Origin of the sequence: Marivirga sp. (assembly GCF_051117495.1) — a bacterium.
GTDB lineage: Bacteria > Bacteroidota > Bacteroidia > Cytophagales > Cyclobacteriaceae > Marivirga.
On record NZ_JBNPEF010000028.1, the window covers coordinates 101,566 to 116,705 of the forward strand.

The 15,140-nt window shown below is 34.0% G+C and carries 13 protein-coding genes; 4 read left to right on the forward strand and 9 right to left on the reverse strand.

The window, feature by feature from the left end:
* Nucleotides 1-69: 69 nt before the first annotated feature.
* The 4 genes from ACFE0M_RS15030 to ACFE0M_RS15045 all read right to left on the reverse strand — a co-directional run bounded on the left by ACFE0M_RS15030 (nucleotide 70) and on the right by ACFE0M_RS15045 (nucleotide 5,428).
* Nucleotides 70-837 (reverse strand): hypothetical protein, encoded by a 768-nt coding sequence (locus ACFE0M_RS15030; RefSeq protein ID WP_434546600.1) that lies wholly within the window; start codon nucleotides 835-837, stop codon nucleotides 70-72.
* Nucleotides 838-854: 17 nt separating this feature from the next.
* Entirely contained in the window at nucleotides 855-2,012 is a 1,158-nt protein-coding gene (gene alr / locus ACFE0M_RS15035; protein ID WP_434546601.1) for an alanine racemase, read from the reverse strand.
* Nucleotides 2,006-4,000 carry a hypothetical protein gene (locus ACFE0M_RS15040; RefSeq protein WP_434546602.1) on the reverse strand — a complete coding sequence of 665 codons (1,995 nt, stop codon included), beginning with the start codon at nucleotides 3,998-4,000 and terminating at the stop codon, nucleotides 2,006-2,008. Before ACFE0M_RS15040 ends, alr begins: the two co-directional genes overlap by 7 nt.
* A gap of 207 nt (nucleotides 4,001-4,207) precedes the next feature.
* On the reverse strand, nucleotides 4,208-5,428 hold the full coding sequence (locus ACFE0M_RS15045; protein WP_434546603.1) for an ATP-grasp domain-containing protein: 1,221 nt from the start codon (nucleotides 5,426-5,428) through the stop codon (nucleotides 4,208-4,210).
* 263 nt (nucleotides 5,429-5,691) lie between these two features.
* Between ACFE0M_RS15045 and lhgO the strand changes: the two genes are divergently transcribed.
* A complete protein-coding gene (gene lhgO, locus ACFE0M_RS15050; protein WP_434546604.1) occupies nucleotides 5,692-6,885 on the forward strand; it encodes an L-2-hydroxyglutarate oxidase in 1,194 nt (397 codons plus the stop codon).
* A gap of 224 nt (nucleotides 6,886-7,109) precedes the next feature.
* On the opposite strand, the gene ACFE0M_RS15055 is transcribed toward lhgO, so the two are convergent.
* On the reverse strand, nucleotides 7,110-7,772 hold the full coding sequence (locus ACFE0M_RS15055) for a carboxypeptidase-like regulatory domain-containing protein (protein WP_434546605.1): 663 nt from the start codon (nucleotides 7,770-7,772) through the stop codon (nucleotides 7,110-7,112).
* 56 nt (nucleotides 7,773-7,828) lie between these two features.
* On the opposite strand from ACFE0M_RS15055, the gene ACFE0M_RS15060 reads away from it, so the two are divergent.
* The 3 genes from ACFE0M_RS15060 (at nucleotide 7,829) to ispE (ending at nucleotide 10,608) form a co-directional block, all read left to right on the forward strand.
* On the forward strand, nucleotides 7,829-8,749 hold the full coding sequence (locus ACFE0M_RS15060; protein ID WP_434546606.1) for a mechanosensitive ion channel family protein: 921 nt from the start codon (nucleotides 7,829-7,831) through the stop codon (nucleotides 8,747-8,749).
* Nucleotides 8,750-8,852: 103 nt separating this feature from the next.
* A complete protein-coding gene (locus ACFE0M_RS15065) occupies nucleotides 8,853-9,662 on the forward strand; it encodes an enoyl-ACP reductase FabI (RefSeq protein ID WP_434546607.1) in 810 nt (269 codons plus the stop codon).
* Nucleotides 9,663-9,801: 139 nt separating this feature from the next.
* Nucleotides 9,802-10,608 carry a 4-(cytidine 5'-diphospho)-2-C-methyl-D-erythritol kinase gene (gene ispE / locus ACFE0M_RS15070; protein WP_434546608.1) on the forward strand — a complete coding sequence of 269 codons (807 nt, stop codon included), beginning with the start codon at nucleotides 9,802-9,804 and terminating at the stop codon, nucleotides 10,606-10,608.
* A gap of 65 nt (nucleotides 10,609-10,673) precedes the next feature.
* Here the strand turns inward: ispE and ACFE0M_RS15075 are convergent, their stop codons facing one another.
* The 4 genes from ACFE0M_RS15075 to ACFE0M_RS15090 all read right to left on the reverse strand — a co-directional run bounded on the left by ACFE0M_RS15075 (nucleotide 10,674) and on the right by ACFE0M_RS15090 (nucleotide 15,136).
* Complete coding sequence (locus ACFE0M_RS15075) at nucleotides 10,674-11,162, reverse strand: fasciclin domain-containing protein (protein ID WP_434546609.1); 489 nt, start codon at nucleotides 11,160-11,162, stop codon at nucleotides 10,674-10,676.
* A gap of 124 nt (nucleotides 11,163-11,286) precedes the next feature.
* A complete protein-coding gene (locus tag ACFE0M_RS15080) occupies nucleotides 11,287-13,146 on the reverse strand; it encodes a hypothetical protein (protein WP_434546610.1) in 1,860 nt (619 codons plus the stop codon).
* Between the two features lie 8 nt (nucleotides 13,147-13,154).
* A complete protein-coding gene (locus ACFE0M_RS15085) occupies nucleotides 13,155-14,066 on the reverse strand; it encodes a DMT family transporter (RefSeq protein WP_434546611.1) in 912 nt (303 codons plus the stop codon).
* Complete coding sequence (locus ACFE0M_RS15090; protein ID WP_434546612.1) at nucleotides 14,063-15,136, reverse strand: LptF/LptG family permease; 1,074 nt, start codon at nucleotides 15,134-15,136, stop codon at nucleotides 14,063-14,065. The genes ACFE0M_RS15085 and ACFE0M_RS15090 overlap by 4 nt, the downstream gene beginning before the upstream one ends.
* Nucleotides 15,137-15,140 lie beyond the last annotated feature (4 nt).

Consider the following 15,140-nt stretch of genomic DNA (forward strand, 5'->3'; position numbering starts at 1 on the left):
GTTGGTTTAAATTCAAATAGCAATTTATGAAAATATGCTTTTAAATCAATTTTTGAATACTTTATTTTTTTATTCAATCGAATCTCGATTTACAGTTAAAAATAATTTTTCTAATTGATTGAATTGTTTTTGGTTCCAAAATCTAATATTTTTCAAGCTTTTATTCTGTTCCTCTAATGCAGTATTTAATAAATTAAAATCATCTTTTAGCTGCTTATTTATTTTATTTTGCTTTTTCCCCTGACTTTGAATTTGATCAGATAATAACCCGATTTTTAGTGATTGTTTTTCTAAATCAGCTCCTATAGCTTCTTGCTTTAACTTTAGTTTATTATGGTCTTCATAGGACTGATAACCTATAGCACCAATAAATAAAAACAATAGCATTAAAATGATACTAGGAATAATGAAATTAATTTTAGACTGCTTAGGTTTTTGATAGAATTGCTCTGAAATATTGGGTACCATAACATACTTCTTTGCTGCAAAATGGAATAATTGAATCAATAAATCTCCATCTGCTATGGTATTTTGTTGATATTCCTCAAAATCAGTATTTCCAATTTGAATAGAGTTATCTTCCAGGGGAGTATAAGAAATGGAATAACAAGCTCCGTTTTTTTCCATTTTCTTTAGAAATACCACTAACTGAAAATACTCGGACAAGGCAGTTTGCATATTATCCCCCACCTGAATGTAGGAAGTTTGCGTATAGGTTGAGATTTGCAATAAACTTTTGGAAATGAAATAAGGTGCAATATCCTTTAAATACAAAACATCCCCTGCCCTTTTTTCGAGTTCATTAATGACGGTTTGTTCGTGTTTTGTAAAATCCATTTCTCCAGTTTATATACTTATTTTACGATTGTTCTTGGTATGGCTGAGGGCAACCTACTTAGCATTTCATTATTTAAAAGTTGAGTTGTATTTGTAAAACTACTTACATTAATCACATTATTTTTTTGTCTGCCAATCAAAACTACCTCATCTCCTACTTTGGCTTCAGGGATATTGGTAATATCCACCATAAAAAGATTCATATTAATTAAACCCACTATGGGCGCTTTTTTTCCGCTAATCAATACATATCCTCTATTCGACAATGCTCTGGGATAACCATTGGAATATCCTAATGGCATCACCGCTATCTTCATTTTATGGCTGGCTTGAAATGCCGTGCCATATCCAATAAAATCACCTTCTGGAACATCCCGAATATCCATGATATCTGTTTTCCAGCTAAAAATTCTTTTTAAAGCACCATCCGATTTTTTATCCGTTTCCGTTAAATGATGATAATAAATATCAGGGCTCGGCCAAAACCCGTATTGTGCTACCCCTACCCTCACTAAATCATAAACGGTATCAGGCATAGCCAAGGCTGCGGCAGAGCAGGCTATATGTCTCAAATTAGGTTCAATTTTCTTTTCTTTACAAACTTTCAAAAAATCTTTATACTTTGCCTTTTGACGGTCAATTTTAAATTGATTACCTAAACTCTCTGCCCCGCCAAAATGCGTACATAAGCCCTGGAAAGTTATATGTTCCTTATTTTTCTTCAAAAATGTTAAAGCCTTAGGAAATTCTTCTTTTGGCATACCCGTTCGATTAGCTCCGGTTTCTACCTCAATATGTACTCTGGCGGGTTTACCCACTTTCTTTGCGGCCGCTAAAGCCACTGGCAGACGGTCATAATTATAAACAAAAAATTCAATATTATTTTCAATGGCCCAGGGAATATCCTCTTCATAAATAATCCCCATAATCATAATTTGGCTTTTTTCATTGCAGGCGTTCAAAACTTCTTCTGCTTCAAAGGAAGAAGCCACCGAAAAGTGATGGACTCCTGCCTTTTCAGCCATAGGTATGAAAGATTCAATACCATGACCATAAGCATTGGCTTTAACTACTGAAGAAAAGATCACGTCCTTTCCGATTTTTTTCCTAATGAAATTTATATTTGCTTTTAAGGCTGATTGTTTCAGCTCTATTCTTGAAGAGTGTTTTACCATTTTTTCTTTGTTTCCAGCCAGGTATATGATTTCCCCCAACTATCTTTTGCTAATTTTTTAACTTTTTCAACTTCTTCCAAGGGCACATTGTCGATCATTTGCGCTGCCTCTAAATCATTAAAATGAAAAGCATAAGTTCTAGCGGCAAATTCATGCAGTGGAAGTGATGATTCCCCATGATATTCGCCATTAACAAAGACCGAAGGTTTTATTTTTTGTCCCCAGTCTTGTCTTCCTTCATTATTTGGGTTCAGAAAATAGGCCCTGTAATTTCCTTTAGGATCTTTATCAACTCTCAATAAAGATACCGCATGAAAACCTAACATATCCCCTTTCGAACTTGTTATAAAAATGCCTACAGGATTTGGATAAATCAATTTATGTCCGTCATTGTATAAAGGATGACACATGGCATAGAAGACTCTTACAAAACCATCAAAATCTACGATGGCATTCGAAAAATAATCGTAGGCAGAAGCAAAGCCGATTTGAATCCATTGCCCATAAAGTGCAGGATTAACCCATTTATGAGGATCTTCTGCCCTTCCTGAACCTCTAATCATCATTTCATTATAGATACGATCCAACATAGGCACCAAAGTCACAGAAACTGCATCCAAATTGTAATCTAAATTCTGAACCAATCCTTGCCCTGTTGTGGAAGCTTTAATTTCCTGCCCTTCAAATCTAAAGGTAATATCATCAGTTACTGCAGCGGTTTGCACCATATTTATCAATTTAGCTGGTGCATGCTGACTCCACATACTAATGCCCCTAGCACTTTGGCAAGTAGGATTGTTTCCTTGTCCGACTCCTAAAGGTTGGCCTAAAATACGGAATAATGCGCCTATCAAATATTGACGCGCACTAACGGCTTGATGTGGATTTCGGGTAGATTTTAAAATCCTTTCTTCCACTTTTGGATGAATTTTGATTCCACTGATATTGGATAAACCCGATCTCACCGATTCTCTAGCAATTGTTCCATTCTCCAACATCTTTGATAATCCATAAATACATTGTGCATTGTAAATGTGGGCGGTCTTTAGGATTAGATCAGCCAAATAATCCGTATGTTCATTCCATCGAGTTTCTCCCACTGGAGTTAAGCCTAAGCAAACAGGAACGGTCTGAAAATATTCGCTGTCAATTAGATATCGCAAGAGAACTGCATGATATTGACTTACTAATCCATATTTTAACATGGACTCTCCCATTTCCTGGGCTTCTACATATAAATCGGAGCTATTCAAACTTTCTAATAAAGCCTGATATTCCGTCACATTTTTTTCATCTGTATTTTTAGTGGGTCTATAAATACATCTTTGAAAACTCAATAGCTTCTGGTCTCCTTCTTTTTTGGGGTCTAATTCAATTTTTTCTTTTACTAAAGCAATAATTTTTCTTTGCTTTTCTGTAACCACTGGTCGTTGTTCACAGATTAGGGTTAACTCCTCTGCTAAAGTTTCTTTTACATCATCCAAATGAATGTGTTCAGAAAGAAATTTAAAAAGATTATGGACTTTATGAAGTTCATGTTCGCTCATGGTAAGACGAGTTTCTTCAACAGGATCATTGAAAACAAACTCTAAATTAGCTACGATTACTTCCTGAATAAAAACTTCTGCTTCTTCCTTGGATATAACATCGGTTTTATAATCACCTTTAGCAATGGCCAATAATCTTAATTCACTTAAAATTTCGATAGTGGAATTGGGATGTCCACTTTTTAAAGTACCGTTCACTAAACCGGCCACTAATTTTGATGGGTCAGCCCAAGGAGAATCATTGAAAATGCCAGCTTCTGATAATTCTCCAATAAGATTGTAAACCAATTTAATACCTTCCAATGAATCGGCTAAGATATCAATTTGCCCCATCAAACGATTGGCTTTTTCTCCTTTAGTCAAAGGAGTGGATGATTTAAATTCATCTAAAAGCTCATTAAGCTTGTTGTTACTATTATCTATTAATGTTTGATCCGACATGGTATTCTAAAAATTTATATGATTCATTGCCAAAATTAAAAAATGACAAGCGTTAATAATATTCAATTTCGCATCAAATAATGCTTAGAATATGAAAGTAAAGAAAATTAGCACAAGTTTTGGCTTGCGCTAATTTTAATTCTATAGTCACAAGCCAGACGCTTGTGTCAGATATTTGTTACTTAATTTGTAACAGACATTTTATTCTTAATGATAGAAGTCCACATTTTCATAATGTAATAATAATTCAGTCATTCTATCAGGATCTTCCCCTTTAAAGTTCACGGTACCAAAATGGTTCCCAAAACCATCTCTGTCACTAATTTTTTGTGTACTCATTGGTGGTACCAAATTATGATCTAGAAAATATGGTTCTTCTTTCAATTCTTCAGGAATTTCCAATTTGGAAATCGAACTTTTATGCGGATAAATCATCACATTTCCATAAAAGTTTTTGGGTCTTGCATCTAAAGGAGGCAAAATTTCATTTAACTCCTCCTCTGATAAATTGGGATCATGGCATAAAACAAATGCCCCTAAAGCATCGAAATCATAAGCTTTACCAGCTAATTCCAAAATATGCCCACCAGGAATTCTGCAAGCCACCTCTCCAAAACTTAAGGTATCATCTTCAGTCAAAAACCACTCTGGATGAATCATCCCATATTCAATACCGAAAAGGTCAACCAGTTTTTGCATTTCCTTCATGATACGATCACGCTTGGTATGCAGTAAATTTCCTTCCGGTATAAAATTGGAATAGCCCAATTTCACATATTCTGTAATATTCAAGAACCTGATTTTGCCTCCGTGAACAAAAGCTTCGCAAGAGAATTCTTGTCCTGGTAAGTGGCTTTCTGCCAAACAAGGAAAATCATCTTCCTCACATTTCTCGTCAATATCTGACATGGAGCGAAGTAATCTGTGACCTACCGTTCCAGCTGAAGCGAAAGGTTTGATATGCACCCAGCTATCCTCTTCACCATCTACTTGTAGATTGGCTTGATTTAACCTTTTCATAAAGGCTTTTACCCCTTCTTTATTATAAACCTCTTCAAATAACCCAACTCTTAGGCCTCCGATTAAAGCTTTTCGCTTCATCATGGCTTTATTTCTAAATAAAAATGCACGATTTAGTACACGTGGATCATCTCTGTAAATTGAATTTAGAGCTCCAGCCCATTCCACAGTTTCCTCAAATAATGGAACTGCCACATCTACATTGAAGGGTTCTAATTTTTCATGCAGATCTAATGAATTGGAAGTATCGCTCCACTCATCAAATTGGTAAGAAACAAAGGGTATATCATTATCTTTTGCGTACTGCTCAAAATCAGGAAATGATACCACTACATAAGGTTTATTGAGTTTTTGCATGCTTTCGATAACAGGTAAACTCCAACCCATAAGTGCAAAACATTTAGCCATAGTTAATATAGTTTAGTTTAAAATTTTAGTAACTACTTAATATAAACTATAAAATTACCAAGTCCGATATAATACTATGATATCTGTAAATATGAACAACATAACATAAATCTCTTTATTGAGTCAATAATTTCAGCTTTACATTTCAAATAATACCATAAATTTTAATTGAAGACTAAAGCAAATATTGTAATTTTGAAAGAATATATAACAGACGAGCTATCTTGATTTAAGATAGGAGATTTTTCAATTCAAAGTTTCAAATGCAGGATATCATTATAATTGGCGGTGGAATAGTGGGTTTAGCTACAGCCCTTAAAATTAAGCAGAAAAATGCTAAACTTTCAGTTCTTTTATTGGAGAAGGAAACTCAATTAGCACAGCATCAAACCGGTAATAATAGTGGGGTTATTCATTCAGGAGTATATTACAAGCCGGGCAGTTTAAAAGCCAAAAACTGCATAGATGGATATAATCAATTAATTAAATTCTGTGATGAGGAAAATGTTCCTTATGAGTTGTGCGGAAAAGTGATAGTCGCGACAGATAAAAGCGAGCTCCCTACTCTTTCTATGATTGAAGAGCGAGGGGCACAAAATGGGTTGAAGAACTTAAAAAGGCTTACTAAAGAGGAAGTAAAAGAACATGAGCCTTATGTAAATGGAATTGCAGGCATTCACGTTCCACAGACTGGAATAATTGACTATACTGCTGTTTCTTTAAAATATGCTGAAAAGTTTCAGGAATTAGGAGGAGAAATCTCTTTAGGTCAGAAAGTCACGAACATTCAAGAAAAGAATGGAGTAACCACAGTTGTTACTAATAAAGGTAGTTTTGAAACTAAATTAGTGGTGAATTGTGCCGGTTTATATTCTGATAAAATAGCTAAGCTAACTTCTGAAAAGCTTGATTTAAAAATTATACCTTTCCGGGGGGAATATTTTATGATTAAGCCCGCAAAACAGTATTTGATCAAGAATTTAGTCTATCCTGTGCCTGATCCAAATTTCCCTTTCTTGGGGGTTCATTTCACCAGAATGATCAAGGGAGGAATAGAAGCCGGACCCAATGCAGTATTGGCATTTAAGCGGGAAGGCTATCGTAAATCATTATTTAATTTAGTTGAATTAGGTGAGTCATTAGCTTGGCCCGGATTTCAAAAAGTAGCAGCTAAATACTGGAAAACAGGCTTTGGAGAAATGTACCGCTCCTTTTCGAAATCAGCTTTTACTACCGCCCTTCAAAAACTATTGCCTGATATTACAGAAAGTGATTTAACTCCGGGTGGAGCAGGCGTTCGTGCTCAAGCATGCGACAGAAATGGAGGATTAATAGATGATTTCTTAATTTTGGAAGAAAGTAATGCTATCAATGTCTGTAATGCACCTTCGCCTGCGGCAACTTCTTCCTTATCTATTGGAGATCATGTGAGTGATTTGGCATTGAAGAGATTTTAAAGTAAGAGAAAAAAGCATTTTAATTCATCTTTTTAATGTTAAATTTATGCCTAAACTTAAATCAGAATTATTCCATTTTCGCCACTCACCGTTGGTATATGAAAATATAATATTTGGACCATTATTTTTATATAATTTAATCGAGGGGTAATATTCATTCACTGTTACTTCTTGATTGGTATTAAAATCTGTTTCCTCTAAACTGATTTTATTCTGCCCAATAATCAATTTTTCAATCCCGATAAAAATCCGTTTTCAGGAATTCTAATATCCAAGTCTTTCACATTAATTTTATGAACTTCTTTTCCAACATTAATTGTTCTAATAATATCGTTAAAATAAAGCAATTTCCCTGGTTTTTGATCCACAGTCGCTTCATAAATTCTAATATTTATTAAACTCTTTATTCTATTTTTCAAGCTTAAATTAATTTTATCTAATTGATATGAGTGAAATTCATCAGCTGCAAAATATTGCGCATTAATAATAGGTTCAGATTTAGTTGTGCTTAGTGAAGCAATTGAAGTCAAATTTTCAAAATCAATACCAATTCTTCCTCTTCTTGGCCCATGCAATTCCTCAGTTAATAATTGCCGATTTTCTTTAAGCCTATTTAAGTAAATATCAAAAACATTAGAATCTGGTTTTAATGTAATTACTTCATACCCAACCTTATTAAAGGTTAAGAATCTACTCGTATCCAATTCATCAAATTTGTAGCGTCCTTCCTCATTTGCTGTAGTACCTAAACTGACTTCATCATTAGAGTACCATATATTAACATAAGATAGTTTTTCTCCATTAGCTTTATCATATATAGAACCAGATAATTGTCCTTTCAAATTATTGGAAACTAGAAGAAAAATCAAAACTACAATTACTCGCATATTTATTAAAGAATTAATTAAATTGAAGCCCAAAGCATAAACATAGCAATTAAAAAATGACCGAAGAAATTATTTCATATTTTGAAGAATATTGGAATATTAACCCTGATATTCAAAGCAAGATTCTATATAGTGCAATAGCTATAATTGTTTTAGTTATTCTTCGTTTTTCCGCTCTAAAATTAGTCTTTAAAAGATTTCACGATGCAAAGGAGCGATATCTATGGAAAAATGGTGTTAAAAACATTTATTATATTTTACTACTAATCATCTTGCTTAATATTTGGATTGATAAAATTGATTCGATTGGTACTTTTCTAGGTTTAGTGAGTGCCGGTTTGGCCATTGCATTGCAAGTACCCATCGTCAATGTTGCAGCTTGGCTTTTTATCATCATACGCAAACCTTTTGAAGTTGGAGACCGCATAGAAATAGGAAATGTTGCAGGAGATGTAATTGATATTCGATTTTTCCAATTTACAATAAATGAAATTGGAAATTGGGTTGGTGCTGATCAAAGTACAGGGAGAATTATTCATGTCCCCAACGGAGAGGTTTTCAAAGTAACTCAAGCAAACTATAACCAAGGATTTAGTCATATTTGGCTCGAAATGCCAGTCTTGGTCACTTTTGAAAGTAATTGGAGAAAAGCAAAGGAGTTATTAGAGAACATTATAAATAATCATGCAGAGGAATTATCTTTTACTGCCAAAAGAAAACTATTGGAAGCTTCTAAAAAATTTATGATTTTCTACAGCAACCTTACTCCCATCATATATACCTCTGTGAAAGACAGTGGTGTTGAACTTACGATTAGATTTCTGTCGGAACCTAAAAAGAGAAGAGTAACAGAAAATGCAGTTTGGGAAGAAATTCTCGATACTTTTGCTGAACAAGATGATATTGATTTCGCATACCCTACGCAAAGGATTTACTATAATCATACAGAGGGGAAGTCCGATACAAGGAATAAATAACAGTTTTTGTGGTTTGAAGAAGCCTTCTAAGTACTATATTTTGATTCCTTATGTCATAATCATAATTAATTTATATTTTTGCCTAAACACAATACAGAAAACTATGTCGAATAACTTATTAGCAGGAAAAAAAGGAATTATCACGGGTGCTTTAGATGAAAACTCTATTGCCTGGAAAGTAGCTTTAAAAGCAAAAGAGCAAGGTGCTCAATTTGTTTTGACAAATGCTCCAGTAGCTTTAAGAATGGGAGGCATCCAAGAATTAGCTAAAGAATGTAATACCGAAGTAATTCCAGCTGATGCTACTTCAGTTGATGATATCACAAAACTATATACTGAATCAAAAGAAATTTTAGGGGGTAATTTTGATTTCCTTTTACATTCAATCGGCATGAGCCCAAATGTGAGAAAAGGAAAAGCTTATAATGACTTAAACTACGATTGGCTACAAAAGACCTACGATATTTCAGCAATATCTTTTCATAAAATGATGCAAACTGCTGATAAAATGGATGTAATGAATGAATACGGATCTATTTTAGGTTTATCTTATATTGCAGCTCAGCGTACCTACCCTTTTTATAATGATATGGCCGATGCTAAAGCATTATTAGAATCCATTGCTCGTAGTTATGGTTATCATTTTGGAAAAAGGAAAAATGTAAGAGTAAATACTATTTCTCAATCCCCTACTCCTACTACAGCCGGTTCAGGAATTAGCGGATTTGATTCTTTCTACAACTTTGCCGAAAAAATGTCTCCATTAGGAAATGCAACGGCAGAGGAATGTGCTGATTATATCATCATGATGTTCTCAGACTTTACTAAAAAAGTGACGATGCAGAATTTATTCCATGATGGTGGTTATTCTTTCACGGGTATTTCCGAAGAGTTGATTGAGGAAATGAAATAATACATTTAATACATATAACCCTGTCAGGTTTTGAGAATTAATGGTTAGTGTGCCACTAACCATGGAGCGAACTCCCTGGTCGGTGGCACACCGACCAGCATATAAATTAATCAAACCTGACAGGCTTTAATTTCCACAAATGCTAACATTCCCCAATGCCAAAATTAATTTAGGACTTAATATCACCGCCAAACGAGCTGACGGCTATCATGATATTGAATCATGCTTCTATCCTATCCCAATGAAGGATGCATTGGAAATTATTTCTTCAAAAAAACTAAATTTCAGCTCTACGGGCATTCCAATTCCTGGGAATACGGAGGATAATTTGGTTATAAAAGCTTATCATTTGATTAAAGCAGATTTTGATATTCCGGCTGTGGAAATTATCCTTCATAAAAACATTCCCATGGGAGCCGGAATGGGTGGTGGTTCCGCAGACGGGGCCTTTATGCTGACTTTGCTTAATGATTATTTTAAACTCAATATTTCCAAAGAAAAATTAGAGGAATATGCCTTAAAACTAGGTAGTGACTGCCCATTTTTTATTGAGAATAAACCAAAATTGGTTAGTGGAAGAGGTGAAATATTTGAAGATTCCAAGCTTGATTTATCTGGCTATTATTTAGCATTAGTTTTTCCTGCTATTCATATTAGTACAGCAGAAGCATATAATGGAATTATACCACTAAAAGCAGAAACCTCCGTATCCGTAAAAGAAACCATTGAAAACCATCCTATTGAGGAATGGAAAATGATTTTAAAAAATGATTTCGAAAAAGGGATTTTCAGAAAACATCCTGAATTACAAGCAATTAAAAATAACTTTTACGATGATGGAGCAGTTTATGCCAGCATGACGGGAAGTGGCTCAACTATTTTTGGATTGTTTGATAAATCTATTGATTTAAATAAAATCCAAGCCGATGAACTCATTGAGCTATAAAATTTCAATAAAAAACCTCGAAAATAATTCCGAGGTTCAGTAATCAAATCAAATATCGAATAAAATTATTTCATTGATGGAGGTAAAATCACTTTATCAATAACGTGAACAACTCCATTTGATGCTTTTACATCCGCTTTTGCCACTTTGGCTCCATTTACTGAAGCACCATATTTTAAGCTGATAGTTACTTCTTCACCTTGAACGGTTTTGGCTTTTTGTCCTTCTTTCAAATCAGAAGACATCACTTCTGCACCAATAACGTGGTAAGTTAATACTGCTACTAATTGGTCTTTATTTTCTGGCTTCAATAAGGACTCTAGAGTTCCTTCCGGTAAAGCTTCAAAAGCTTCATTTGTAGGAGCAAAAACCGTAAAGGGGCCATTTCCACTTAAAGTTTCTACTAATCCAGCTGCTTTTACAGCCGTAACTAAGGTTGATAAAGACTCGGTTCCTGCTGCTAATTCAACGATGTTTTTGTCCTGTGCTTTCACTGAAAAGAATAAACCCACAACTAATACACTTAATACAATTGATTTCAATAACTTTTTCATTTTGTTTTTTTTTGTGAGTTATCGAAATAGTATGTGCTTGATAATGTTTAACTTATAATATAATATATTTTTTACATGAAGTGAGTTAGGTTTTATTCTTAGATCATTATTGATTTATTTTCTTTTAAATCTTATCTATAAAATTCCACCTTAAATTCTCTGCCTTTCCTTTTCTATTGAATTTTCTGACTTTTCGCTGAACATAATTTAATTCCCTATATTGATCTTCCAATCTTCTTAATTCAATTCTTTGCTCAATAAGGGCCTGACGATAAGATTGAACCCTATTAACCAATTCGTTATTCCTTAATTCATCGTCTGTTTCATCTTCTATAGAATAAGTATCCAAATAACTTTTGTTCCGCACAATGGACTTTTCAACATCTTCCAGACGTCCTTTTAAATTAATTACTTTGTTTTCTTGATTAAAGGCCAATGCATTGATACTACTTGTGATCGCCAAAAGTGCACCAGCATAAGGAATGGCCTCATTAGCTATGGTATGATCTTCAAAAAAAGCGCCAGTGGCACTAAAACTACCCAAGAAGAAGGTAGTGAATAGTAAGCCTTTTTTGAGTCTTTGATTCCGCTGCACTCTTAAATCCAATTCTCTTATTTGTTTTCTTAAACCCACCAGCAAAGCATCTGTAGATTTTTGATAATCAATTAATTGGTTGTAAAGCTTATCTGTATTCACCCCTTCATTAACTGTTACATTAAAGAATTTACTATCTGTTGCTCCTTCTGGATCGGTTACAGTAAATAAAACATCATATTGAACCGGTATTCCGTCTGCTTTTACAATATCGAAATCTAAAGTATCACTCATCAAAAACAACCTATCCCCTTCTTGCTGCACATAAAGCCAGTCCGGTTCATTTTCCAAAGAATATTTTAATTCTGAAATTGGGTGATTATTGTCTCGAACAAATACTCTTCTTTTGATATCATAGCCTTCCCTGACACTTAAATTACTCAGTTTTGTAATTAGTGGAGGATCATTCTTCTCACTTTTCAAAATGGTTATCTCTTTTTCCACATAATGTTGGGAATCTTCTGCTTCCTCGGCTTTTAATTTAATTTTTAAAGGGAATATTGAACTGATATTACTCATTTCCATTGAGCTCAATTTCCATGTAAAAATTCCTTTTTCATTAATTGTAGGTGTACCCACAGTTACAGGAATGTCAACTGAATAGACAATAGGATCATTATTAGGGTCATAAACTGAAAAATCAATATCCAATTCCTGATCTGCGGTAATGATGTAGGTGTCATTAACATTATTCCTTAACTGAGGAGGTAATTCCTGACCAATTATCTGAAATCTAAATTTTCTTCTGTTGACTGCATTTGTATTATCAATGGCAATTAAATCCAAATCAAAATATTTCTTACTGGCTTGGCTTTGGCTAGGTATCCACTCCAATAGAAGTCTATTTCCAATTACACGAGTTTCTGCTTGTTCAATTGTGGTCAGGTCCGTATCATTATTCCAAATATAAGTCAATACTACATCATCAGTGTTACGGCTATTTCTTGTCGAAGCAATAAATTCCAAATTGTATTCTTCGCCTTGTAGTAATTTTATAAAAGCCCTACTATCAAGGGAATCAGGTTCCATTTCAATAATAGGAACAGAAGCTCTGGCATTTACTTTAATCAAGGTTTTTGAAGTAGAAATGATTTGATCTGCTGAGTCTTTCAAATAAAAATATGATGAATGAAGTCCGATATCATTATTGGATGTTTCCCAGAAAAACTCTCCCTCTTGATCGTCAAAGTTTGCATCCAGAATATCGCTCTTCCATGTAAGTTTAAGATTAGGATTGTCTTCTTTATTGTACTTCACTAAGAATATTACCCCTTCACCAACCATGGTTTCTACCAATTCAGGTGATTGTAGTAGGTCATCATCTTGAGCATTAATGACAAAAGATGGAAATAATAAAAATATAATTAATACCCTCAAGTTCAACATCATAAATTGAATTATCTTAATATATCACTTTGCAGCGCTCTCCTTTTCATTATTCTATTCACCACAGGGTAGCAAAGCACGGACAGTAGGATAATGGCTGTACCTATATAAAAGCCTAAGCTCATTTGCTCTTCCTCACCAAAAATAAGAAAAGCTAAGATAATTCCATAGATCGGTTCAAGGTTTACTGTAAGGTTTACCACAAAAGCGCTTAATACTTTTTGCACTTTTACGGACATAGAAAAGGCCAACACAGTACAAATTCCTGCCAAAATAATTAAGTAAAGCCAATCGAATTGATTAGGAATAAAATCTATTATTTCTGTATTGAAATATCCTAGGTAAAATGGAATTAGAAGAATCGACCCTAAAAATGCGCCCATCATTTCATAAAAAGTTATGACATAATGATTGTGTCGATGGGTTAGTTTTCCATTGAGTACCGTAAATATACTTGCTAAAATGGCCGATAAAACCGACATAATCAGACCTTCAATATATTGAAATTCCACGCTAAAAATAATATACAAGCCAATCACCACAAGTATTCCCAAAGCCAATTCATAAATTTTAATTTTTCTGCTGCTCATTAGAGGTTCTATCAAGCTAGTCCAAAATGAACAAGTGGCAATACCCACCAAACAAACGGAAGCTGTGGAAACACGGGCCGCAGCAAAAAACAGAATCCAATGAAGTCCGATAATTAGTCCAACCCCTAATATTTTCAGAAATTCCTTAAATCCTACTTTAAAACTAAGCTTCCAAAAATAGAGAATAAAAAAAAGGATGATGGTTGCAAAGGATGTCCGGTAAAAAACTACGGCTACTGCAGATATATTTATGAGGAGTCCCAGAATTGCGGTTAGTCCCCAGATCAGAACTATAAAATGCAACTGCACATAATTTTTTACCTCATTTGTCATCGTGGTACAAATTTGTAAAGAATTAGACCGACTATACTAAAGGTAATATTTGGTAACCAAACTGCCAAAATTGGATTCATGGTGGAATTCTCGGCTATGGCTTTACTCAAAATAAAGAAAATAATGAATATAAATGCAATCACAAAACCCAAAGCAATTTGAAATCCTGTTCCACCTCTTTTCTTTTTGGAAGAAACCACCACGCCAATAAATGTCAATATAACAGCTGCAAAAGGTGCCATAAAGCGAATATAACGCTCAATCAAATAAATTTTCACATTATCAGCACCTCTCTCTTTAAGCAAATCAATATAATCATTAAGTTCGGTTAAAGTGAGGGTTTCTTGCAAACCATAGGTGTTTCCAAAATCTTTTGGAGTAATATTGAGTGTCGTGTCTAATTCCTTGCCTTCTTCATATGTCTCTTCCAGTCCATTAAACTTTCTTAAAGTCCAATCTTTAACTTTCCATTTACTTTTAGCTGAATCCCATTCAATTCTCCTAGCACTTAATTTTTCTTTTAAATTTTTATCTTCAATAAGTTCTAATGTAAATCGATACCCCACATCCCTTTGATTATTGTAGCTTTCCATATAGGCATAGGTCTCAGGAGCAATTTTCAAATGAATATCTCGGTCAGTGAAATAAAAAGGCTTTTTAATGTAAGCCGTTTCAAATGCTATCCTGGTTTTATTGGCATCCGGAATTACATAAGCATTAAGGTAAAAACTCATAATCCCGACCAAACCTGCTCCAATCATATATGGAACCAATAATCTTCTAAAACTCATTCCACTTGCCAACATGGCCACAATCTCCGTGTGACCGGCCATTTTGGAGGTAACAAAAACTGCCGCTATAAATATGGTAATGGGTGTAATTAAATTACCTATCCAGGGAATAAATGCACCGTAATAAGGCAAAATTTCAAGGAAAGTTAAATTATGTTCCATGAAATCATCATTTTTCTCAGTATAGTCAATAACGGTAACTATGGCCAAAATAATGATCACCACGAAAATAAAAGTGGAGAGGAACTTTTTAAGTATATATTTATCGAGTAGCTTCATATCA